Below are 25,092 nucleotides of genomic sequence, written 5' to 3'. Positions count from 1 at the left end.
TCCCGGCTTCTATGGCCTTCCCGCCAATGAGACCACGCTGACCCTGACCAAGGGCGATGCCGTGACCTATCCTGCCAAGATCGACACGGGCGACGGCCCCGTCACCGTCTTTGACCCCGGATTTGCGCTCCATTGGCGCGTCAACTGAGCTTCATCGTTCCGAAAATACTCCCGCCGGAGGCATCAAGACCCTTCGGCGAACCGCCCAACCCAAGGACCACGCCATGATCCCCGCCACCTACCCGCCCAAGGATGAAATCGCCCGCCTGACCGCTCGCATGTTGCTCGAGATCGGCGCTGTGCATTTCAACGCCGAGACGCCTTTTACGCTGGCCTCCGGCCTGCCCTCGCCCACCTATATCGACTGCCGCAAACTGATTTCCTACCCGCGCATCCGCTCGACCCTGATGGATTTTCTCACCGTCACCGTGATGCGCGACGCGGGGTTCGAGGCCTTTGACAACATCGCAGGCGGCGAGACAGCAGGCATTCCCTTTGCGGCACTGGTGGCCGAGCGCATGGCCCTGCCCATGACCTATGTGCGCAAGAAACCCAAGGGCTACGGGCGCAACGCCCGCATTGAAGGGGCCATGACCGAGGGTCAACGCGTGCTTTTGGTCGAGGACCTGACCACTGATGGCGGATCGAAACTCAGCTTTGTGGATGCCATACGGGAAACGGGGGCCACGTGTGGGCATACGGCGGTGATCTTTTACTATGGCATATTCCCCGAAACCGAAAACACCTTGGGCGATCACGGTATCGTGCTGCATCACCTCTGCACCTGGTGGGACGTTCTGGCCGAGGCGCGTGCGCAGGCGATTTTTGATGCCGCAACATTGAACGCGGTCGAAGAATTCCTGCGCGATCCGCGTAAGTGGCAGGCAGCACACAAGAAATAAACTTGTCCCCAAGGGCTGGGGATATCCCGCCTCTCGAATCGCAAATCGCCGCCAGATGTGGTAGGCTAGAACACTGTGGGCACAGGATACGGACGACCCTCTTATGGGTCGCCCCTATCCACCGGCTTATCCCGCCAAACGTCCACAGACTTATACAAGTGGCGCAAGGGCGGGGCTTCGCCTAGAACAGGCGCAGCAAGAAGACCGACAAACGGGAACCGCAGGCATGAACGAGATCACCGCTTTCAATCCGACCGGAGCAGAGATTCAATCCGCCGAAAGCGTGCCGCATTCGATCGAGGCCGAACAGCAACTCCTTGGCGCGATCCTGATCAATAACGATGTCTATGACCGCATCGCCGCCATCATCGGGCCGCAGCATTTCTACGACCCGGTGCATGCCCGCATCTTCGAGACCGCCGCCGCCCGCATCGCCAAGAACAACCTCGCCTCGCCCGTGACCTTGCGCGCGTTTCTGGAAAATGATGAGGGATTGAAAGAGCTTGGCGGGCCCGCTTATCTGGCCAAACTGGCCGGTGCCGCAATTTCGACCTTCGCGGTGCGTGATTATGCGCAGATGATCTATGATCTGGCGATCCGCCGCGCGCTGATATCACTCGGCCATGACATTGCGGGCAAGGCCGCCCGCGTGAATGTCGACAGTGAGCCCAAGGATCAGATCGTCGAGGCCGAACAAAAGCTCTATCAACTGGCTGAACAGGGTCAGGCAGAGAGCGGATTTCAAAGCTTTCTCAAGGCGGTAACGGACGCTGTTAACGTGGCCAACGCCGCCTATCAGCGCGAAGGCGGGTTGGCGGGCATCTCGACCGGGCTGGTCGATCTCGACAGCAAACTGGGTGGTTTGCACAAATCCGACCTCCTTATCCTCGCTGGTCGCCCGTCGATGGGCAAGACGTCGCTGGCCACCAATATCGCCTTCAACGTCGCCAAGGCCTATCGCCGCGGCACCCTGCCCGATGGCTCTGAGGGGGCTGTGGATGGCGGCGTTGTGGGCTTTTTCTCGCTCGAGATGAGCGCCGAACAATTGGCAGGCCGGGTGCTGGCCGAGGCTTCGGAAATCTCTTCACACAAGATCCGTCAGGGCGATATGGACGAAAGCGAGTTCCGCCGCTTTGTCGAGGCAGCCAAGACGCTCGAATCCTGTCCGCTCTATATCGACGACACCGCCGCGATCCCGATTTCGCAGCTTGCCGCCCGCGCGCGGCGGCTCAAGCGGACCCATGGGCTTGACCTCCTCATCGTCGACTATCTGCAGCTTGTGCGCGGGTCTTCCGACAACCGGGTGCAGGAGATTGGCGAAATTTCCATGGGATTGAAGGCGATAGCCAAGGAACTTAATATTCCCGTCGTCGCGCTCTCGCAGCTTTCCCGCCAAGTCGAGAGCCGCGAAGACAAGCGCCCGCAACTCTCGGATCTGCGCGAATCAGGCTCGATCGAGCAGGATGCCGACGTCGTCATGTTCGTGTTCCGCGAAGAATACTACAAGGAACGCGAGAAACCGGGCGATCACGAGATGGACAAGATGGCCGAGTGGCAAGAGGCGATGTCGCGCCTGCATGGCAAGGCCGAAGTCATCATCGGCAAACAGCGTCACGGCCCCATCGGCACGGTCGAATTGAGCTTTGAGGCGCAGTTCACCCGCTTTGGCAATCTGGTCAAGTCGTGGCAACAGGGCGGCAACCCCGATTACTGAGACTTGCGCCAGACGGGGGGCTGCCCCCGGACCCCCGAGGTATTTCGGGCCAGATGAACCCCAGTGTAGAAACAAGACACGCCGCCCATGCCCCGCTATGCCTTTCGGATCGAATATGACGGCGCGCCCTTTGCCGGATGGCAGCGACAGGTCGAGCACCCGTCGGTGCAGGGCGCCATCGAGGCCGCCTTGGCGCGGATCGAGCCTGGCCCCCACACCATCGCCGCAGCCGGGCGCACCGATGCCGGCGTGCATGCGCTGGCGCAGGTGGCGCATTGCGATCTGGGGCGGGATTGGGGCACGTTTCGCCTATCCGAGGCGCTCAATTATCACCTCAAGCCCTTGCCCATCGCAATCACCGCCTGCGAGCGCGTATCCGAGGACTGGCACGCGCGGTTTTCAGCGACCGAGCGGCGTTATCTCTTTCGTATCCTGTCGCGCCGTGCGCCCGTCACGCTTGACCGTGGGCGGGTCTGGCATGTGCGCCCGAAACTCGACATCGACGCGATGCGCGCAGGCGCGCAGCATCTGATCGGGATGCATGATTTCACCACCTTCCGCTCGACCATTTGTCAGGCGGCCAGCCCGGTCAAGACACTGGATTCGATAGAGATTTCAGAGCACCCCGGACCAGCCGGAACCGAGATTCATTTCCGCCTCCGCGCCCGGTCCTTTTTGCACAATCAGGTGCGCAGTATCGTGGGCACATTGGAGCGCGTGGGCGCAGGCTCTTGGCAGCCCGATCAGGTGCGCGCCGCCATTGAGGCCCGCGACCGCGCCGCCTGTGGCCCGGTGTGCCCGCCCCATGGTCTCTATCTGGCGGGGGTCGGCTATGCGCATGACCCGTTCGCTGCGCAAGATTAGGCTTTGATCTTGCGGCCTTGGCGCGCTAAGAGCCTGCCCAGCGGTCCCGTAGCTCAACCGGATAGAGCACCTGACTTCTAATCAGGATGTTGGGGGTTCGAGTCCTCCCGGGATCGCCAGTTTCTTTGGAATTCTCGTGCTGCCCGGCACTAACTTGCATCAGCGACAGGGAAACCCGTCTGCTCTAAGCTTCTGCTGAGAAATTGCGCCTGTGGCGTTGAGTCTGCCGTGCCGCATGTTTTCAATGCTTTATGTCGTTTGCCGTTCTCAAGAGCGCCTCCTTGCCGAAAAGAGCACGGAGATCGGCTGGCAATCGCCCATGCACTGAAACATCCGGCACAGGGCCGCAGCCCGGTCTTGACGGGTAGGGCGCAGGGTCCTCTGTTAAAGCGGAGTGGCTCTGCGCGGATTTACTGTCTTTGATAACGTGAGGAAACGATATGACCGGCAATTCTTTGAGATCGACCACTGCGATTGTAATCGCCTTGTCGCTGCTTCAGCCCTATCCGACGCTGGCACAATCCAACTCGGACGCACAGGCCGCAGAAGGGGCGCCGCCGCAGTCTCGTGAAGAGATTTGCGCCGAGGCGCAGATCCTGGACACGCTGAAATGTGATCTTCACATTGCTGAACTCGAAGCAGGGGCTGGGGCGCAAGCCGGGGCGCCGGCCAAGACCGGCGAAGGCAGCGCCGCTGAGACGGAGACAGCAGTAGAGGCGGAAGCGCAAGCTGCCGAGGCCGCCGAAGCAGAGGCCGCCACGCAGGCGGAAGCCGAAGCCGCCGCGCAAGCCGAAGCTGCCGCGCAAGCAGAAGCAGAGGCTGCGGACGCCAAGGCTGCCGAAGCAGAGGCCGCCGCCGAGGCGCAAGCCGAAGCCGAGGCCGCCGCGCAGGCCAAAGCCGAGGCTGCAGACGCCAAGGCTGCCGAAGCAGAGGCCGCCGCCGAGGCGCAAGCCGAGGCCGCGGAGGCGCAGGCACAGGCCGACGCAGAGACCGCAGAGGCCGCAAAGGCCAAGACCGGTGAAGGCAGCGCCGCTGAGGCGGAGACGGCAGTAGAGGCGGAAGCGCAAGCTGCAGAAGCCAAGGCTGCTGAAGCGGAGGCCGCCGCGCAAGCCGAAGCGGAGGCCGCGAAAGCCAAGGCGGCCGAGGAAAGCGCCGCTGACGCGGAAGCAGCCGCGCAAGCCGAAGCAGAGGCCAAGACGGGCGAAAGCAGCGCTGCCGACGCAGAGACCGCGCTGCAAGCCGAAGGTGAGCAATCCGTTGAAACCGCGCTCCCCGTCACCGAGAGCGACTCCTCCCAAGCCGCTGCCGCCGATACAGAGACAGAAACCTCTTCTGAGGTGACGACCGAGACAGTGACAGAAGAAACAAGCCGGTCCAGCGACGAAGAGTTTAAGTCTGACACTCCAGACGCGGCGAGCGCAGGCACACAAACCACCGCTGCCCGGTCCGACAACAACAACGGGCTGAGCAATTTGCAACGTGCCGGATTGGTCGCCCTTGGCGCGGCTGCGGTGGGCGCGCTTGTGTTGAACAACAAACGGGTCGAGTCGAACACCGGCGACCGGGTTGTGGTTGTCGATGAGAATAACGACTATCAAATTCTCAAGGACGACGATGCCCTCTTGCGCCAACCCGGATCGGAAGTTCGCACCGAGCGCTTCCGTGACGGATCAACCCGCAGCAATGTGATGCGCGCCGATGGTTCTGAGATCGTCACAATTCGCGACGCCACGGGGCGGGTGCTGCGACGGGTTCAGATTGACCCCGATGGGCGCGAGTATCTGCTCTTTGATGATACCCGTAGTTTTGAGCCGGTGGTGGTTCGCGATTTGCCAGAGCCAAGACCTGAGTCCTATGACTATCAGGCCGCCAGCGACCGTGACGCGCTGCGACGTGCCCTGCTTGCAGCCGACCAGCGTGACATCGGGCGCACCTTCAGCCTGAGGCAAGTGCGCGAGACCGTCGAGGTCCGGCAACTGAGCCCGGTGATCAACCTGCAGAATGTCACCTTCGCCACCGGCTCTTCGGCGATCCAACCGTCCCAGGCGGAAAAGCTGCGCGAGATGGGCATGTTGATGCGCGATATCATCGCCGAAAATCCGACCGAATTGTTCCTGATCGAGGGGTATACCGACGCCGTAGGGGCACCCGGCTACAATCTGCTCTTGTCGGATCGACGTGCCGAATCCGTGGCGCTGGCCTTTGCCGAGTATTTCGACGTGCCTGCGGAGAACATGGTTGTCCAAGGCTATGGCGAAAGTTACCTCAAGGTCCCCACACAGGAGGCGGAACGCCAGAACCGCCGCGTCGCCGTGCGCCGGATCACGACGCTGGTGCAGAACGCTACGCGCTAGAGACAGGAGCGGAAAGCGTGATGGATTGATCCTGACTGACATCGCCGGGACACAAGCGAAACAGCAACGTTCATGGCCCCCCGGCGCGGATGGCGGCGGGGGTGTCTGATCTGGGTGTCACTCTGCGCCAATTGTGTTGACCTCCATCGAGAACTGACACACTGATCAGCCGGGATTGTTGAGAAGGACAAAGGCGTTCCGGTCTTCGCCGTGGACTAGCGTCAGGGGGCCGCGCACGGTTATGCGGGTGATGTCGTGCGTTCTGCAGTCGGAGAAATCAAAAGTCTTCTCGCCGGTCCAGATCACTTCATCAGTCTGCGTGGCCGCCGGGACGGCCTGTGCCGGAAGGCGGGGTCGCGCACTATTCCACGCGCAGCCGTCCGGACACGCTGCCTTTGGTCACGAGATAGCCTGCATCGATCAGGGCGCGGACGAACACTCTTTCTTCGTTGAGGTTTACATGGTCGACCATAAGGTCGCCTGCATCGTCGAAATAGCTGCGCAGGGTGGCGCGGTCGGACCCCGACCAAGGATCATCGGCGCCCGCGTCGATCAGGCATGCTTCAGGTACATCGGTGCGCAGCATCGACAGCGCAAAGCTCTGGCCGAAATCATTGGCATCGAGGTCGGGGATCAATTGCGTCGCCCAAGGCGTCACGCAGTCGCGTAGTTCGCCCATCTCGTCCGCCACTGGCAGAGACAGCCACGTCGCCCCGGTGCCGCCTCTGACGGCCTTGCGAAAGGCACGGATGCGGTTGACGGCGCGCAGCGCCTCAACCTCGCTCACGACAATGGCGTCACGGGTCATCGACCAGCCTTCGGGCGCCCCGAGGCCAGCCATCGCACCCCGCAGCCAATCCGGCGCACCGTCGATGTCAGACAGGAATTCCGCGGGGATTTCCAAAGGCTCTGCAAGCGGGGTCGCCATGGCCATTTCTCCTGTGCCGGGTCCGAGCGCCACCGCGCTGATCAGCGCCGCTGCAACCCAATTTCGGCCCTTGGTTGAGGTTCTCGACATAGTTTAACTCCTTTCCCGGGAGTGGCACAGGCGCCGCTCCTCCATTTCCGGCGCGCGGCCTGCTAGTAGTGGTTGCGCGGGTTGATCCCGAGCATTTCGCGCAGGTCGTTCTCGGTGATGTCGTCAGGGCTGTTCACGCCACCCACACCTGTGGTGCGGATTTCTTCATGCCACTCCGTGTGCGGTGATCCGTCCAGACCGCTGTAGTTCACGATTGCCGACCCCACATCGCCGCGCATCCCGTGAGTGGCGTGAATGAGCTCATGGCCCAACACCACGCCGGGATCTGGCGCCTCGTAGGAGACCGTGCCCGTGGCCGCGTCATATTCTGGCAGCGCCGGCAGGTAGGACGGGTCATAGACAAGGTTGATATCACCCGGCGTGCTCGACGTGAAGGGCTGACCATCCGCCCGCTGCCCTCCGGCCGCATTGGCCTGGTAGCTGATGGTGGTGGTCTGCGGGTCCTCCACGATGCGGCTCACTAGTTCTCGACCGGTGTCGAAATTGGTCTCACCGGTAAAGAAGCTCTTGATGTCGAGCCAAAGCCCGTGCAGCCAGCTTTGGCTGATCTCGCCGGTTTCCATATCCACCCGCGCGGTGGGATCGATGCGTTGCAGGCTTTCCTCGACCTGCCGCCTGTAGGCCTCATCTCCCTGCACGATGCCTTCCAGCCCTGTGGGGTCGATGAACGACATCGGGTTGTTGTTGGCATAGGCAAAGAGCGTGCAGCCGATCGTGTTGCCTACACAGCGTTCGGGGTCGCTGAGATAGAGCGGGTCGGGCGAGATGAATCGTCCCAGCGCTGGATCGTAGTAGCGTGCCCCGTAATAATAGAGCCCCGTCGCATCATCGAGATATTTGCCGGTGAAGCGGTGGTGCGTCTTTTCACGCGGCTTTTCGTCGGCGACTGCCGCCTCGTGGCTGGCCCAATCGGATGACAGAACCTCGGGCTGATGTTCCGTGCCATAGGCGCGGTAGAGCATCTGTTCCACCGGCACACCGCTGCTCGTCATCACGTAATCCGAGGAATCCAGGTGGTCCTTGAGGTAATAGAACCAGCGCCCCGTCCCGTGTTCCATCCGCACCAAGCGGGTGGAGCCGATATTCACAAAGCTCTCGTCCCCCTTCGGCCCGCGATGGAAGGTTTCGGTGGGGAAGAGGTAGAGCTCCCCGGCTTCTACATCGTCGAGCGGCACCACCTCCTTGTAGGTTCTCCGCCCGGTCTGGTCGTAGCCAAAGAACACGTCATGCTCCAAGGTCTGCGCCCGGATCAGCCGACCATAGGCGTCGAATACCGTCGCCGTCACCTTCGGACTTGTGGCCAACTGGCCAAAGCCGTCAAAGCGGTAGGGCGCAGCAGAGGCCCCGACCGGGATCAGGTCCGTATCCGCACCCGTGGGCCGCACCAAGGCTTCCCCCGCCGCCATTTCGTCATTCCGCGCAAAGGCCCCGGCCTCGGTATACTCGAACGCCGCGTCCTCGCCGTAGCGCACATACCGCACCAGTTGGTTGCGGAAGTCGTAGTGGAAGGTGCCAGACCGGTCGACATGGCCATGTGCGGGCGCAGGCCCAGCCGCCAGACGGTCCACGATCTCGGTGATCGAGCCATTGCCGTTGAAGGTCATCGAGATGTCCTGCAAGGCCATGCCGTCACCTGTCCGCGTCACGATTTCTTCGAGGAAGAGCGTTTCGCGGTTGTACGTCAGCTCGGTCACGGCCCCTGCGCGATAGGCAATCTGGTCAATCCGGCTTTCGGGGTTGTAGGTGATTTCCTCGATCACCGTTTCCGGTCCGCTGAAATCGGGATGGGTGATCGCCACCCGCCGCAGGTTCCGGTCCGGCCCGAGGGAAAAGTCATAGCCAAGCCCGCCCGGCCCTGTGGCCCGATTGATCCGCCCGTCAAGCGTCTGGTGAAAGCTTTCGGCGAACACCTCGCCCGCGATCTCGATCTCGTTCTGGACCATGCGGCCGTTGGCATCCCAGCCAAATCTCTGGATGCTGTCATGCCGCCCGTTAGGGTCGATGACCTCAATCCGGGTGTGTTTGCCCAGAGGCATCTGGATCGGGGTGTCGAAGGCCGCCGCAACCTCCAACCTCTCGGTCACGTCATAGGCGTACCGAATTCGGTCCTCGCCATTGACCTTCTCCACCAGCTTGCGATTCAGAAGGTCGTACTCAAAGGCGATCACATCGGTGGTGCCATCCTCGGCTATCCGCGCCTTGGACCATTGCCTGCCACGTTCATCGTAGAAGTAGTAATGCGTGCCCAGCCCCGGGATCTGCTGGAATTCCATATCCCCCACGGAGTTGAAGCGGAACCGCCGCGGCGCCTCTTCGCCCGCCAGCCGGATCGCGGTCAGATAGCCAAAGCCATCGCGGTCGAACCGGGTTACAAGCGTGGTGCCACGGGCATTGCCGATCATCACCGCGTGGACGCCAACATCGTTGACCAGCCGGTGCTCTTCAACCGCCATGGAGCCCCCGTGCTGGTCCTCGTAGGTGGTGAGTGTCGTCATGCCCCAAGGCGCATAGCTCTGTGTGGAACGCTTGCCCGACGGGTGCGTTTCCTCGATCATCCGGCCCAGCCCGTCATAGCGATAGGCGTTGCCGTGCCGACGTTCGGGTTCCGGCACCTGTTCAGAGTCAAAGGCGGCCTCTACATCCGGCATGGATTCTGTCAGGTACGGCGTCCAGCGGAAGGTCAGCAACTCGTTGCGGTTGAACTCCGAGTATTTGAAAACCCGGACACCGCCTTCGGCTACATCCTCCATCTCGGCCACCTGATTGCCCCGCGCGTTGAAGGCGGCCAGCGAGCGCACGAATTCGCTTTCGCCCTCCGGCGCGCCCTCGGCGGAGGGGTAACGACGAAGCGAGGTCAGGATCATCGAAGGCGCGCCATCCAGGCCAAAGCGGTAGGCATACCGTTTTTCCGACCCATCCGCGCTCACTTCGCGCAGCTTGCGGCCCAGCGGGTCGTATTCGTAGCTGATCTCCATGCCCAGCGGCGTGGTCTGCCCAGACAACCGACCGGCAATCCCGCCATCATAGGCCATCGTGGTGACCTGGTTGCGGCTGTCGTCTGAGCCGTGGAACTTGGTATGCGCCGTCGGCAACGTGCCGGTTTCGTCAAAGGTCACACCTTCGATTTTCGACAGATTGTCGGACATTTCCACGACGTTGCCGAACCTGTCATAGGCCATGTTCTTGAGCAGCGTGTGGGTGGCGCTGTGCCGGTCGGCAATCTCTGCCGGAACATCCACCAGACTGGAAAATACGTCGATCGCCCGCATCCCAAGCCGCCCTCCATTTTCCGGCAGGTAGGTGAAGCGTTCCCGCGCAAGAAGGCGCGTGCCCGACACGGTTCGCCGCGCCGAAGCGGCGTTGACGATGCCAAGCGGCGCCAACGTGGCGCGCGCCTCTGCGTAATCGGTTTCCGTCACCCGCACATAGCCGGGCATGACCTGGCCCTCTGGGCCGGTCAGTTCAACCACGGTTTCGGTTTCGCGGCCCGCATAATTGAATTCGTCGAATTCCGCGAAGCTGCGCGTCTTGACCGGGTTCGCGCATTCCGTATCGCTGGTGTCCTGGGCATGCTGTGACCCCGCCGCGGCGGTCAACCTTTCCTCGGTTTTGCGCAGCCAGCTGACATCGGCAATGCCAGTGGGCGAAGTCTCCCATGTATTGCTTTCACAGGACAGCATTGCGCCGGGCGTCGGCAATTTCTGTGCCCGAGTCGCGGTGGACAGCGAATGCAGCCCCGCCGTGTTCGGGTCGAGCGAAGCGGACCCGGCGGCTGCGGCAAGCAGCACTGGATCGGCATCGACTGCGTAGGTCTGCCGGATACGCAGCTTGCCAGCGAGGTGCAGATCGGCTGTTACATCGGCAAAGGCGTAGTATTGTTCGAAAGCGATCGAGGATTTCTGGGTATCCGCCCCGCCCACGAATTCGTCGCCATAGGTGACACGCTCGACCTCGGAAAAGCCGATGAAGCGGCGGTTGATCACGTCATAAAAGGGCTTGTGATAGAAGTATTCCTCTACCTGCACATCGCGTCGCGCCGCACTCGCGGCGCCCTCGGACGTGACCATCTGTTTCGCCACCACAACCGGAAAGTGCAGCGTCGCGGTTTCGCGCCCCGCTGCGCGGTCGCGCAGCATCTCGTCTGTGGAGGTCGCATAGCGGATGTCGTGCCGCCGCCCGCTCTCGAAACTCACCACCGTCAGCAGATTGGCCTTGACCAATTGCAGCTCCGTGGTGCGGTTGAAATCAATCACCACGACCGGCGCGATCTCTGGTCCACTGGCCTGTTGGAAGACGATGATCTCCGCCTGCCCGTCCGCATCCAGATCGGCCACGCGCGAGCGGAAGGAATTGGGCGCATTGCCTACCTGCACCCGAGCATTCAGCGACAGCCGCAGGCTCTCATCCGCAAAGCTGCCATCGCCGAAGCCCAGCCATATCTGAATTTCGTCGGTGCGGCTTCCCATCGAGGCAAAGTCGCGCACACCGTCGCCATTGGCATCCACATACCACATTGACTGCACGTTGTCGGACGGGCTCATGCCCTGAATCGCGGTGAACCGCCCTGCCCCGCATTTTGGGTCGTTCAGGCGCGCATCCCCCCAGAGCGGCGCACCCGCCTCGCGACTGAAAATGTTGCCTTGGTTTTCGTAGATGCAAAAGCCCTGGTCGGCGACGTTGATCGTCACCAGATCGGGCAATCGGTCACCATTCACATCCGTCAGCCGTGTGGACTGGCGGCCCAAGAGGCCCCCATCCTGGCTGTCCATGGGCAGAACCTTGGAAACTCGGGCGAAGTTGATCGCATGGCCCCCGTCCGGCTGCCGTCGGGTGAGGTTGAGGTAGATCAGCGCCTCGGTCCGGCCATTGGCATCGAGCCGCGTTGCGACGATGTCGCTGAGACCATCGAGGTTCACATCCACAAACCGGCCATTGCCGTCAGAGAACAGCGTCGGCGAAATCCCGTCCAATGGAATTGCCCGCCCGATATAAGGGAAATCCCCCGCCGCATTGCCGTTAAAGACGTGCAGCAGGCCGTCTTCGACCTCCAGAATATCGGCATAGGTGTCACCCGTCATGTCCGCGAAATGGAACTGGTTCTCAACCAGCCTCGGCGTGATCTCGCGCGTCAGGCCAGAGGCCGTCGTGCGCGTCAGCTCCAGTGGGATCGAGGTCTCGAAGGCGGATTCCAGCGCCCCGTCACCCAAGTGGACCTGCGTCACCTCGGTCTCGCTGGTTTGCACCACGTCGAGCAGCGCATCCATGTTCAGATCGGCAAGCTCCAAGTTTTGCGGCGAAATATCCCCCGCAAAGGCCAGATTTGGCGCAGGAAAGACAAGCTCCCGCTCGGCCAGTTCCGCCGCCGTCCAACTCGAATAGTCAAACCGCAGGTCAGGGTAGCGCAGCGTATCATCGCCAAGTGCAGCGCCATCGGTATTGCCAAACCGATAGACCGCCCGCAGCTGGTCGAGCACATTGACCGAATTGGGGTCGATCTTGCCCGCCAGGTCGGCCTCGGCCACAGCCTGGCAATCGGGATGGGTGCGCACGGTAAATTTGGTATTGTCCTCCAGCGACCGGCCAATAAAGGCCATGCACCACTGGTCATAGACATCCCCCGCGAAACTCGCCGTCACTTTGCCGTAGAGTTTGGGGTTCTGCTGCCGCACTCCGGCGATATGGCTGACAAGGCTCGCGCGGGTGTCGATCAGATCAAAATCGTAACGGCTTTGCCCCCCGGCAAAGGCCACCCCGGTCAGGTAGGACCTTTCTCCGTGCTTTTCATATTCATAGTGCACCGCGTTGCGGTTGGTGCTGACGCTCATCACAAGCGGCCAACGGGTAATCGTGGGCTCGGCGCTTTCAAAATTGCCCTCCGCCACACCCTCGGCACCAGAGAAATACATCCGGCTGCCATCCGCCATGCGCAACTCGAACCCGGCGGGGATTGTCATGACCTCTTGCTCGCCGGTGCGGTCCAGCACGACCACCTCGAAAGGCGCATCATGGCGCACGAACACCATTTGTTCCTCGGCCACTTCCGGGCGATAGGTCGGCAAACCATCCACCTCGCCCAGATAGACCAGCCGCGCGCCCTGATAGCTCAGCCGGTGAAAGAAATCGCCATCCGGTTTTCTGCCCGGAATGGCGGTGCCGAAATCTTGATTCACGATCACCGATGACGCGGTAAAGGACCATCCCACGCCCAGCCCCGACCCGCTGTCCCCCGCAAACTGGTTGTAGCTCAGGAACAGGCCCGGACCGAATTTACCCCGCTGCGGCAACTCCGGCAGCGGTAGCGAGAAGTTGGCCGACCCGGTATTGGCGTTGAGCTGGAACGCCCCTTCCTCCTGGCTGACGGTGCCGCCCGCAGATGGAAGCTGGATCACCGAAGAGGCGGATTTGTCATCAGCGGCGAACCCGCCCACAGGTAGGACCGCGAGCATGGCGGCGACAGAAATCGCTGTGAAAAATCGTGTCATGACAAGGTCCTTTCGGTTGGGACGTAGGATCGACAATCAGGGGTTTGACGGCGTGATGATGATCGGCACCGGCTGTAATAGTTCACGTCGGATCACCAAGTTGGGATCGAACAAATTCGAATTGACGATGAATTGCGGCTCTCGCTGGCAGGGCTGCACCAATAGCAGAATGGTGTTCTGCATCCCGCAGACCGGGTTGCCCTTGATGTAGGGGTTCTTGCCCAGCACCGGAGTGACCTGATTGACTTGCGCGATCCTGTTGTCCCGCAGGTCGAGGAACGTCAGTTGCGACAGTCCGGAAATCCCGCTGGTCACGGTCAGGCGGTTCTTGCGCAGATTGAGACTCTTGAGTTTGGAGTACCGGCTGACCGCGCTTGGGTTCACGATCTGGTTTTCGGTTACATAGAGGCTCTCGAGGTCCTGCGAAAAGACGATGGGAACGCTGCTGAGCTGGTTCTTGCCCAGATTCAGCGTCTTGAGCTTGCGCAGGTTCCGCATCGGCTGCACATCCCTGATGTTGTTGTCATAGAGAAGCAGGCTTGTCAGTTCCGGCATCCCGGCGATGGGCGTGACGTTGCTGATCTGCTTGGCATTGAGGTTCAACGATGTGACGCCACGCGCCCAGTCGTTGACGCCGCGGCAATTCTGGCCGCTCTGGCCCGCGCCCTCGGCCACCGCCATGATCGCATCCACCGTACGCCTTGTGTCGCCCAGCATCCCGATCTGAAACCGGTGCACGAGGCAATAGGTCAGCATCGAATTCATCACGACCGGCGCGTTCCACATCGTCGCGTTTTGCAGGTTTGGTATTTCGTCGAGAACGCGGATGTCGCGGACTTGGGTGTCGCGGAAATTGACCGATTGCAACTCGGGCATGTTGCGCAGAGCCCAAAGCTCCTCAATCGGGTTCGACGAGATGTCGAGATTGCGCAGCTCGCGCAGGTTCAGCAGGCTGTCGTCATCATCCAGCCCGGTATTCGAGACATCTAGAAATTGCAGCCGTTGTAGGAACCGCAGGTTGCTCACTTCGCCAACGGGGTTGTCTTCGAGCAGAACGTTCGTCGCGCTTTCAGCCACCCGGATGTAATCCAGCGTGGTCAGCCCGCGGTCGCGCAGGTTGATCGTCGACATAGTCTTAAGCCGGCTTTCCGATGACTTGCAGGTTTGCGCCTGCGATACAGTCAAAAGAGCGCCGACCTCGGTGAGATGCGCCTCGCTCAGCGTTTCTGGTTCGTTGCGCAGGATACAGGCCGACAGGTAGTCGCCAAAGGTCACCGGATTGCCCGCCATGCTCAGAGTGGTCAGCCGCTCCAGCGCTGCCAACGGCCGCACATCAATGATCGCGTTATTCGATAAATCAAGCGTGATGATCTGCGTCAGCGCGGCCAGCGCCGAGACATCAGTGATCGTGTTGTCGGCAAGGTTCAGCGATGTCAGATGGCTGAGGGTCGCGAGTGGTCCAAGCTCCGACAGGGTCTTGCCGTTGATCGTCAGCGCGTTCGAGGAATTAAGCGCGGTTGCCGCCCCAGAACAGGTGCTTTGCCCGGTGACTTCGATCATCGCGCGGATCGTGGCCCCGGTCTGGGTGGGCTCATCGCGCAACTGCACGCAGAAGGTGATGAAATCTGTGGGCCCACCGGTGGAAGCCGGATTGCCCGAGAGCTTGAATTCCACCTCGCTTCCAAAATTGGCCAATGCACTGAAATCGTCGATCTCGTTGTTGGAAAGGTCAAGCAGCGTTAGCTGCGACAGCCCAACCAGCACCCCGATATCCTGCGAGGTCAGCTCGTTCTGCGCCAAATCCAGTTCCGTCAACTGGGTCAGGAATTGCAGAGGCGCGATGGTGTCCGGCACATTGCCCGGCAATGACAGTTGTTGCAGCAGCGGCAGCGACGAAATCGGCCGCAGGTCGCTGATCGTGTTGCCGCCCAAATCGAGCGAGGTGAGGTTGACCAACGTGGCCAGTGCGGCCACGTTTTCGATCCGGTTGTCGCTGAGGTCCAGGAACTGCAACGCCGTCAGCCCCGCCAGCGGCGAGACATCCGAAATCTGGTTGCCCGCCAGCGACAGCGAGGTCAGGTGCGACAGTGTCGCCAGCGGCGCCAGCGACTGCGCGCCGCTATTGTCGAGGTTCCGGCTTGTCACCGCGGTCAGGAAATCCTGCGCCTGCCTGCAGGCCGCCGCATTGCCCAACGCCCCCGGTCCGCCCGGCGTGCCATTGAGGATCGCGCGCATTGTCGCTTCCTCTTCCGGCGTGAGGTCTCCCTTGGTGCACCAGGCGGCAAAGGTCTGGGGCGCCGTCTGGATGGGGGCAGACCCCGGCCGGCATGCAATCTCGTGAATCCGGCCTGCGAAAAACAGTGTCGGATCGCCCGGCGTGGCATTGGCGAGGTCAAGGTTCAGCGCCTCTACCAAGGCCGCACAGCCGGGGATATAAATCCGGTCATGGGCCGCATCGCTGCCAATATCCGCCTTGAATTGCAGGTAATGGATCAGCCCCTGCGGCGTGTTCGCGGCAAAGACCGTGATCGGGTAATTCTCCGAGCTTGGACAAAGCAGCGGGTTCTCCGCCGGGGCCGCATCGACAATGCTTTGCTCGGTCGGATCAATGATCTGGCTGGAAGGGATCAGGAACCCCAACGCGGCAATCATCGTTTCTTCGTCGGACTGGCTCTCGCAGCGCACCCGGTATCCCCGCCCCTCGGAAATCACCACCGGGTAATGCAGCCGGTCGCCCAGAATGTCAGTGACCAGCACCACGCTGACCTCTTGTGCCTTCGCGGGAAAGGCCAGCGCCAATGCGGTGAATACGGGTACGAGAAAGCGAAGCATCATGGGTCTAATTCCCTCATTTCATTCGAATATCTGGATGGTTCCCGCGCCGCAGGAGGGCCTGGTATTATCCGCGGTCAGATCGTTACCAGGCAGGGTGAAGATGGCGGCGCTGCCCGCCGTCCAGAAGGTGCCGACACAGGCAAATCCCTGCGCCGTCGATTGCATCAGCTGCGCCTCTGAAGTGCCGCGAAACTGAAGCGCAGCGGATGACCCACTCTGCGCATCAGTGCTGACCAACCGCAGGCGCGTGGCGTCGAGGATCGCGTTGAAAAGCGACGCACCCACCCGCCCGGTCAACGTTACATCGCTCAGGACCAGTTCCGCCCCGGCAGAGGCTGAAATTGCATACCGCGCCGAACCCAGCGTCGTTGGCGCGCCCGGCACCCCGCTGATCGCCAGTCGACTGTCGGCCCCTTGCACCGCGATGGTGCCTGCCTGAACCCGCGTCGCCCGCGCGTAATATTCACCGGAACAGAGCGAAATTCCCCGCTCCGGCGGCAGCCCGGCATCGCCATCGGCCACCATGATCACCCCATCGGTGACCAGAGTGCCGCCATCGACATGCAGCCCGATCGCCTCTTGCGGCACCTCTGCCAGACGCCGCCGCAGGGTCACGTCGCGCAGCGTCAGCCTGAGATCGCCTCGGCTATGGATCATCACCCGGGGTGAGGACAAAAGACAGGGCGACGCCGCGCCGGAGGCGCCTGCGGGAACCGTCAAGATGGCCCGTTCCAGCCCCGGCATGGGGGCGATCTCGACCTCGGCAAACCCCTGTTCGACGTCGATCACAAGCGGCGCGGTTGCTGTCACCGCCTCGGGCAGATACACGACGAGCCGCGTCTTGCCAGCGCAGGGTCCGCTGGCGTCGAACACTTCCGGCACCAGTGGCAGGTCCGGCCCGATCACCCTTGTGCAGGTCGCCGCGCGCGCGGCGTCACAACGCATCGCCGCCGCCTGACCGGCCCCCGACTGTGCCGCCCGGACCATGAATTTCCAATCGCCCTCGCCCGGCACGATACCCAGCGCAGCGGCCACCGCCGAACAGCCTTGCAGCCAGAGCGCCCGCCCGTCGCCAAAACGCAGACCCGACAGGTCCCGCCCCAGAATGTCCAGCGCAGCGGGCGTCTGTTCCACGCCCTCGAAGCTCAGCGCGACGTCGATTCCCGGCACGGCAAAGAAACCGTGCGCGTGGTCGTATCCATCACAATCCAGCGTGCAGATGTCGGCAAAGAGCGCCGATTGCACCGCCTCCAGCGCCTCGAAACCCAAGGGCGACACAATGGCCTCAGCGGGCACCGCAAAGAGCACCTGCAAAGCGGCCTTGGCCGCCTCCAGCCTTGCGCCGCCTTCGAGGAAAATGGGCGCAATCTCGACCCCGTCCAGTCGCCGGATCGGCAGGTATCCCCGCCCCTCGCCCATCGGGGCGCTGGCAACAAAGAGCGTATCGGGCAGCCCCGCCTCGCTCATGAAAAGCTCTGCACTATGCAAGGTCCAGCCCTCTACCCCGCTCGCGGGATCGGTGACCACCGGGCCCTCAGCATCTGCCCCCGGCCCGCAATTGATCGTCAAACGAAGCTCCAGCGGATCAGGCTGGCCAAAGCCTTGAAACCCGGTGCTTTGCGTGCGTTCGCGAATGCGCAAAGCGGTCTTGATCGCCTCGCATTTCGCATCCACCGCGTAGAACCCTGCCTCGTTCGGCGCGGCCAGCAGGTAACGCCCGTTTGCGGCCAGATCGGCCCAGATCGGCATGCTGCCGGGCCATGCGGCCTCGGCCAAAGGTGGCGGATCGCAGGGGATCGGGGGATGTGCGCCCAGTGCCGCGCTGTCCGTCAGATCGACCTGCGTTCGGTCCGAAATGGGCCGGGCATTCGGCATCTCGATCAGCGCTCTCGCTGCGCCTTCGCTCGCGCAACCGGCAAGTTCCACCGCCTGCCCGTCAAAAAGCGCCACGTAAACATCCACATTGTCGTCGGTCACATATCGCGCTAGCGCCGGTTCCTCTGCCCGCGCGGCACCTGCCACAAGGCAGATCAGCGTGATGAGCACCCCGCGCCTCATGGCATCTGGCCCATGCAGGTCAGCGCCGTCGACGGCGACAGGCCCACCGTCAGGAACACATCATCAATCCCCGCAGCGCGGCAGAAATCGGCAACTCCGATCCTCTGCGCGCCGTCAAAGTCCACCTGTAAATCGCCGCTCTTCATCTGGCCCTGCGCATTCAGGCAGAGCGGATTATTGGTCAGCGCGGGCTGGCGGCAGACATGCTGGGTCGCAATCATCCGGCGGCGGCTGGCAAGTTCGCAGAAATACACCCGGCAAAGCTGGCCTATCAGCGCCCGGTGCTCTTCCTCGGACTGCACCACTGCGCGCACATCATCCACCAGTTTGCCCGCCCGAGCCGCAAAATCATCGGTCTCGACGCGGGCCAGTTCCTCGGTCAATTCCACGCCGCGTTCCACGATCTTGGGCAACAGGTTGACGTTGTCGCTGGTCATGAAGAGTCCTTCTTTCCAGCGGTTGAACTCATCAAGGATGGCCGTCGCCCGCAGGATGCTTTCGCGGTAATTCTCGTAGATCGGCGTCATCTTGGCGTCGCGCTCTGTCTCGTAGGCGCTGTGGTAGGCGGTGTATTCCGCGTTCACCGCGGCGGCGCCATCCTTGAGCCCCTGTATCGACGCACCCGCCATTTCGAGCACGCCCTCGGCACGCTCGCGCTTGCGTTGGAACATGGCCGTGATGGGGCTCTCGACGCCGGTGAAATAGGTCTGGACAACGGCATCGGTGGCTTCGTCGACAAAAACGTTCAGCTCGGTTTCTGTGATATTGGTGATCAGCCCGCATTCCGCGTCGAACCCAGGGGCAAGGACGCCGGAATAACACGAAGCCATTTCGCCCAGCCGCGTGTCGAGCGTATTCGGCGCGCCCAGATCCTCGGCATAGTCAAAGAGGGCAAAGTCCCAGCGGATAGCGTTCAACTCGGCCTGGCTCTGCATCCTCGCGGCGCAGAAATTGTCGCGCGCGGTCAGGTCGGCGTTGCCCGAGCCACGAAAAGTCTCGAGGTGGCGTTCTGCAGTCGCGCAATGCCCCAGCCCGGTCAGGAACCCCGCCAATTGCTGATGCACCACCGGCAATCCCTGCACCTGCGCCCGGTTAAGGAGATTGAGGACGCGGTCCAGCTGCTCTGCCGAGCGGGCGGGCTGATGGAACTGGCAGACGCCTTTTTCAAACGCCTCGATCCGCACATCGTCAAACGCAGGGCCCTCGCAATTCGCTGCCCCGATCACGGCACGTTCGATCACGTAGCCGTCGATCGAATTGCGCGCGCCATCCCGAGCCTCTGCAACGGGTGCGGCGATCAGAACGGCCAACGCCGTCAGGGGGGCAATCCGGCTCATGGCGTGCTCGCAAACAGGAAGAGAAGGGTGAAAACCGCGCCTTCAAACGGGCAATCGGAGGGGTTCACGGCCAGCTTGTAGGTCCCGTAAACCGGCGCACCGAGGAACGGCAGGATCGCGTCCTGATCGTTCGGCGGCCCGGGCATGCGCGGGAATTTCCGCGCGGCAAAGCGGTTGAACTGCCAGTAGCTCAGGACCCGGTTCAAATCGGCCTCATTTGCGGCCATGTTGTAGAAGGTGTGCTGCCCGCCCCTGCTCGGCCCGATGATCCGTTCCGGCACCGTCACGGGCGATCCTTCGGCCAGTGGCCGGAACATCGTGCCGGACCCCAGATGACTCAGAGTATAGGTATTCCACTGCGCGCCGGTGCAGGTGTATTGCGCCCCGATCAACACATCGATCAGCGTCATCGTCTTGCGCTCGCGAAACTTATCATCCCAGATGACAAAGAACCCGGCCTCGCGCATCGCGTCGTCACTGCCCGCGAAGGGCGAGATTTCAAAGGTCACTTCCTCGTCGAGCGCCAATTTCTTGACGAAGCCCGATTGAGACGGCACCACCACACGCGCCACCTCGATCGGAATTTCGGTTTCGTCAAAAAACCTCTGTGCCTCGATCTCCGAGACCAGCGCCGTCAATTGCGCCGCATCCTTGACGTAAGTCAGCGGGTAATCCTCGCGCCGACCGGTGATGCCCAGCACCAGTGAATAGCGTTGCCGCATCAGGTGCAGCAGCCGGTTCGCCGTGGTCAGGCTGGTCCGCTTGGCCGAGATGTAATCGGGAATCCCGCGCAAGAGCTCACTCAGTGTCTCTTGGCTCGCGATGAAAAGCTGCCGCCGCTCGTCCGGATCGTCGATCTCGCTGGCAAGGTTGACCATCTCCTCGCGCTGTTCGGCCACCTGAACCAGCATGTTCGCCCGCAACTGCTCGATCTGCGCCTTGAGCTCCTCCCGCTGGCCCACCAGTTCGATGGAGCCCTCAAGCGCGCTCACCAATTGCTCGGTATTGGCCTCTTCTCCGCGAATGCGCGCCTCGACAAAGGCCAGTTCGGAATTGGAAATCGCCAATTGCTGATTGGCCTGTCTTTGCCGCAGCTCGGCAATCACAGAGGTCACCTGCTGGCTCTCCTCGGCCAACCCTTCGACCGTCGCGCGGGTCATCTCGATCCGGTCGATCCGTCCCTGAGCGGCCCCCACCAGCGCGCCCAACTGCATGTTGTCCTCGTTCAACTGCGCCTCGTTCAGCGCCAGCTTTTCCAGTTCCAGTTGCAGGATGGCGATCTCGTTGAAATATCGCGCGATGAGCCCTTCCTGCTGCAAGCGATCGAAATCCAGAAGCGCGTTTTCCTCGGCTTGCAATTCCATCGTCGCCAACATCCGGGTGTGCTGCGCCTTGAGCCTTGCGACCTGTTCATCAATGCCAAGCTGGGAATTGTCGCAATCCACCGCAGCCATCGAGCTCTGCAGCTCAAGCTCCTTGATCGCCTGCAGCCCCTCGGCCCGCTTCCCGGCCAACTGGAAATGCGCCCGATGGAGCGCCAGTGCCTTAACCGCCTTCTCGAAATCAATCCGCTCATTCGCCTCGCGGATATTGGTCAGCTGCGTGGCAAAGGCACGGACCTGACTTTCGGTCTGGATGTTGATCTTGCCGAATGCCAGCGCGGTATTGAGTGTCACGCGCGCCGCTTCCATCACCGCATAGGCGGGCTTGTCCACTTTGATCGTCGTGTAGACGCCGCTTGCCATACCCGCAGCGGCAACCATGGTTTCCGGCACCGCAGCCAGCGCCGCGTAGGTGCCCTGCACCACGGCCAGCCCGGTCTGCAGGCCCAGGATCGTGTTCTGAAAATCACTCGCCCAGCCCGTCACGAAATCAAGCTGCTCGTTCACCTTGTCGCGCTGCTGTTCCAGCCCAACCCGCTGCTTCTCCAACAGCGCCTTTTCCGCGTCATAGATGCCCTTGGCAAAATCCACCTCGGTTTGAGAAAAGCCGTTGCAAGACACGGCGTCCAGCTCGTCCTCAAGACTCAGCCCGCTGTCGATCAGGGTCGAGGCCTCGGCCATCGGCTCAAGCTCGGCCAGCTCCACCGGGTCGCCGATCACGCATTTCAGCATGAAGGCCCGGCCGAGGATCCTTGCATCGTTGAGCTTGGCGCGCAGTCCCGGCTCGCTGTCGGTGCCGCACATCGTTTCTTGATATTGCACGCGCGTGAAAGATGGGCTGACCACGCTGCAGGGTTCCTCGCCCGGCAGAGCGGGGACAAAGGGGCTTGCCAGCGTCTCACCGATGAACGCGAGCTGATTTTCAACGCCGCAAATGTCCTCGCGGATCACACTCCGCCGCAGCGCGTGCACATCCACCTGTGTCAGGTCGATCCGGTCGATCCGTTGTTGTGCGCCCTCGATGGAATTCTGCGCATCGACAATCCTCGTTTCCAGAATCGCCCGCTGCCGCGCCAAGGTCTCCAACTGCGTCCGGTTGCGCGCCAATTGCCGGTCATATTCGCCGATCTGGCTTTCGAGCGACGACACCTGCAGATCAAGGTTCATCCGCGTCATCTCAAAACTCAGCATCCAACGGAGTTCCGCCCGCCGCTCGATCTCGGCTTCCTTGGTAATCGCGATAAGATCGAGCGCCTGACGGTCCTGCAATTGCTGGCGGCGGTTCTCGAATTCCGCGATCTTCGTGGACAACGCGATCTCCAGATTTCTGATCTGTTGGCGTCGGCTGAACGTGTCGAGCTCTGCATCCAGCGCGCTTACCTCTTGCTGCACGTCGCCGGTGAGGATCTGCGCTTCGGTTTCCAATTTGCCGATCTGGTGCGCGAGAAGATTGACTTTTTGCCCCCGTACCACGCGGCGTTCATCGATGGCGCGCGTCGCCTGCCCCTCGGACGCCGCCGACCATTCGCGCACAATGGCCTCCATTCGCGCCTCGACCGCCTCCAGATCGCGTTTTGTCCGGTCGAGCGCCTGTTGCAGTTCCTCGAAGGGGATCGTGGTGAACGCCACCGGGTCGATATTGAGAAAGATCATCCCCCGCCGCAGGCTCTCCATCCTTGCCTGTAACTCGCCTTCGAGGATCGTGAGATCGGCGCGCAGATCATCATAGGTCTGTTCCGCAGGGATGTCGGTCTTGGTCTCGATCAGGGTCCAGAGCGCGAACTCATATTGCGTATGCGCCTTGTGCAGGTTTGGCTGATCCTCAAGCGACGCGCCCGGGATCACCTCCAACGCCTCGCTGACGGCAAAGCCCAGCGATTTGACACGCGCCTCACTCATGGTCTGATACCAGGTGTCGCCCACAGTCATGCGCAGCCTGATCTTGACGCTGCTCAGCCCCACGAGCTGTCGCGTGTAGGTGCGAAACGCGTCCTCTTCCTCGCCACTCCCTTGTTGCCGGGCAAGCAGTTTCAGCCCCCGTTCGACCACCGCAATCCCGTCTTCCGCATGTTGCTGCGCATTCTGCGGCGACAGCAGCGTGCTATCGCGGCTCAGAACGCCTGCGGTGGAGAGAAATGGCAGGTCGGAGGCCAGAAACAGCCGGTAGCGCGCCAGTTGTAGATGACATTCAAAGCCACAGACCTGCGCCAGCCGCCCGCCGGGGTCGGACCCGCAGCTATCAAGATAGGTTTCCAACTCGGGCGCCACGTCTGACATATATTTCAGGTCGCCCCGAAACGTGGCGATCTGCAGCAACGTGACCAGCTCGGCCGCCTGCAACTGCGCCTCTTCCACCGAGACGTCGAGGCATTGCTGCGCCTCTGCCCCCCGGCCCGAAAGGGCGGCCGCAAGAGCCAGGATAAGGATCAAGGAAAAGCGTCGGATCATTGCAATTCCTCCAGCAAATTGGCGCTGATCTGGCCGACATGGCGGGCAAGCTCGGCCATCAACTCTGTCTCAAGGCTTGGGGAGGTGCCCGCTTCCACCACCGCACGCGCGCGGGCGAGGCAGGCGACGTAAGGTCCTTCGATTTCGCTCGACAGGACAAAGGAGTCGCGATTCATATCCAGCGCGTCATAGACCGACCCGAGCCCCCGGCATTCCGCCAGCCCATCATCCGGCAGGAGTTCGGCCATCGCCGCCAGTTCCGTCAGCACCCCGTCCATGAGTGCCACCATCGCCGCCATCTGAGCCTGAGCCGCTTGGTATTCCGACATCTCGCCCGGCTGGTTCAGCGCCGAAAGGTCCACCGCCTCCAGCTCTGAAATGGTCTCTTCGGCCTTCAGCTGATCGTTCTGCACCAAACGGATATTCGCTGCCGCATTGCCGAAAACACGCTCCAATTCGAGGATCTCCGCCGTCAGAATCTCTACGTCCATCGCGTTGACGAGGCTCTGGAATTCCTCCGCCGCCGCGTTGAGCAGCGTCAGGCTGTCCTCCACCTTGGCCCGCGCCTCCAGCGCGATCCGCTCCCTTACGCGCACCTCGATTAGCCGAACGGTCTCGGCCCGTCCCCGCACCGGCTCGAACGCGCAGACCAGATCGGAGAGCGCCGATCCCCCCAGCCGTTCGGCCGCCGCCACCTTCAGCGGCTCCATCACCGCCCAGCCCTCTGCCGGTGTGACCGCTACGCCCGTCTCCAGCGCGCTGTCCTCGAGCGCCGCCATCCGCATAAGCCTTGTGCATTTCTCTGTCAGGTCTGGCGCCGCAAAGTAGAGCCGCGCGGTAATCAGATAGGCCTCGAGCGCCGCCGCCTTCTGCCTCGCAGCCAGCGCCTCGATCATCGCCGACGAGTCCTCTTGGTCCTCGGCGTAATAACCCACCCGCGTCAAGTAGAGCTCTGCCCAGGCCAGCCGCCGCATCAGTGGCCCGGCCTCTTCATCGCTCAAGGGGATCACTGGAAAGGCCAGTCTGGCGCCCTGGCCGTCCGCGCCGGGAGCGGTCTCTCCAACAACCTCGCCAATGATCGGGACGCCGAAATCAACGGCTGGCTCGCGCACCGGCTCGGGCACAGCCGCCGCAGTCTCGAACATCTCGAACGCGCCCGGGTTGGGCGCTTCGCTTCCCAATGTCGCCCGCCAGAACCCGTCGAGCTTGGTGATGCCGTAGGCCCGGTCCAGCACCGCATTCTGCGCTACGACCGGCCCTGAAAGGCTCATCAAAAGCATGATCTGCAACAGCTGTTTCATCGGCAGTACCACACCCGTTCCGTGGCATTGGGCAGCGCGCAATTGCCATTCGCATCCCCCAGTGCCCGCCAATCCAACCGGATCACCGACAGTGCCTCACGTGCTGCATTGGCCGGGCTGTCCGCGCCCAAAACACCCTCAAGCTGTGGGAACGGCCGTGCCGGATCGGTCGGCATCAGCACCCCGATCATGTTGATGTGAAACGCTGATTCCTTAAGGAACCCCTGCGCTTTGCGCACCGTTTCGGTTCTGACCTCGGCATAATCCGCGGGCACGAATCCCCCCAGTGCCACCCGAAAAGCATCCTCGCGGTTCTCGACGCGGCGCAGCCTTGCGCGGCCATCGGCCATGAGCTGATCCAGAACCGCGCTATCGA

The 25,092-nt window shown here is 62.1% G+C and carries 11 protein-coding genes, 1 tRNA gene and 2 pseudogenes; 6 read left to right on the top strand and 8 right to left on the bottom strand.

Annotation, left to right across the window (positions count from 1 at the left end; genetic code table 11):
• The 6 genes and pseudogenes from KBT70_RS07430 to KBT70_RS07405 all read left to right on the top strand — a co-directional run.
• A pseudogene (locus tag KBT70_RS07430) lies at positions 1-148 on the top strand (dihydroorotase); the annotation flags it as partial.
• Between the two features lie 76 nt (positions 149-224).
• A complete protein-coding gene (locus KBT70_RS07425; RefSeq protein WP_296630629.1) occupies positions 225-902 on the top strand; it encodes an orotate phosphoribosyltransferase in 678 nt (225 codons plus the stop codon).
• A gap of 226 nt (positions 903-1,128) precedes the next feature.
• Positions 1,129-2,616 (top strand): replicative DNA helicase, encoded by a 1,488-nt coding sequence (locus tag KBT70_RS07420; RefSeq protein WP_296630627.1) that lies wholly within the window; start codon positions 1,129-1,131, stop codon positions 2,614-2,616.
• A gap of 87 nt (positions 2,617-2,703) precedes the next feature.
• The gene (gene truA / locus KBT70_RS07415; protein WP_296630625.1) at positions 2,704-3,480 is read left to right on the top strand and encodes a tRNA pseudouridine(38-40) synthase TruA; all 777 of its coding nucleotides are present in this window, start codon (positions 2,704-2,706) and stop codon (positions 3,478-3,480) included.
• A gap of 42 nt (positions 3,481-3,522) precedes the next feature.
• Positions 3,523-3,599 (top strand) — tRNA-Arg (locus KBT70_RS07410).
• Between the two features lie 321 nt (positions 3,600-3,920).
• On the top strand, positions 3,921-5,834 hold the full coding sequence (locus KBT70_RS07405; RefSeq protein WP_296630623.1) for an OmpA family protein: 1,914 nt from the start codon (positions 3,921-3,923) through the stop codon (positions 5,832-5,834).
• Between the two features lie 361 nt (positions 5,835-6,195).
• On the opposite strand, the gene KBT70_RS07400 is transcribed toward KBT70_RS07405, so the two are convergent.
• The 8 genes and pseudogenes from KBT70_RS07400 to KBT70_RS07365 form a co-directional block, all read right to left on the bottom strand.
• On the bottom strand, positions 6,196-6,852 hold the full coding sequence (locus KBT70_RS07400; RefSeq protein WP_296630621.1) for a hypothetical protein: 657 nt from the start codon (positions 6,850-6,852) through the stop codon (positions 6,196-6,198).
• Between the two features lie 62 nt (positions 6,853-6,914).
• Positions 6,915-13,355 carry an RHS repeat-associated core domain-containing protein gene (locus KBT70_RS07395; RefSeq protein WP_296630619.1) on the bottom strand — a complete coding sequence of 2,147 codons (6,441 nt, stop codon included), beginning with the start codon at positions 13,353-13,355 and terminating at the stop codon, positions 6,915-6,917.
• 36 nt (positions 13,356-13,391) lie between these two features.
• A complete protein-coding gene (locus KBT70_RS07390; RefSeq protein ID WP_296630616.1) occupies positions 13,392-16,190 on the bottom strand; it encodes a leucine-rich repeat domain-containing protein in 2,799 nt (932 codons plus the stop codon).
• An 18-nt stretch (positions 16,191-16,208) separates the two neighbouring features.
• Positions 16,209-18,248, bottom strand: a complete 2,040-nt coding sequence (locus tag KBT70_RS07385) for a hypothetical protein (protein WP_296630614.1) — start codon at positions 18,246-18,248, stop codon at positions 16,209-16,211.
• Complete coding sequence (locus tag KBT70_RS07380) at positions 18,245-19,585, bottom strand: hypothetical protein (protein WP_296630613.1); 1,341 nt, start codon at positions 19,583-19,585, stop codon at positions 18,245-18,247. Before KBT70_RS07380 ends, KBT70_RS07385 begins: the two co-directional genes overlap by 4 nt.
• A complete protein-coding gene (locus tag KBT70_RS07375) occupies positions 19,582-23,415 on the bottom strand; it encodes a hypothetical protein (RefSeq protein WP_296630609.1) in 3,834 nt (1,277 codons plus the stop codon). The genes KBT70_RS07380 and KBT70_RS07375 overlap by 4 nt, the downstream gene beginning before the upstream one ends.
• Entirely contained in the window at positions 23,412-24,716 is a 1,305-nt protein-coding gene (locus KBT70_RS07370) for a hypothetical protein (RefSeq protein WP_296630608.1), read from the bottom strand. The genes KBT70_RS07375 and KBT70_RS07370 overlap by 4 nt, the downstream gene beginning before the upstream one ends.
• Positions 24,713-25,092 (bottom strand): annotated as a pseudogene (locus KBT70_RS07365) (hypothetical protein); the annotation flags it as partial. The pseudogene KBT70_RS07365 and the gene KBT70_RS07370, both read right to left, overlap by 4 nt.

The sequence above is a fragment of the Roseovarius sp. genome (genome assembly GCF_018066915.1).
GTDB lineage: Bacteria > Pseudomonadota > Alphaproteobacteria > Rhodobacterales > Rhodobacteraceae > Roseovarius.
This window is presented reverse-complemented; position numbering and strand designations above follow the sequence as displayed.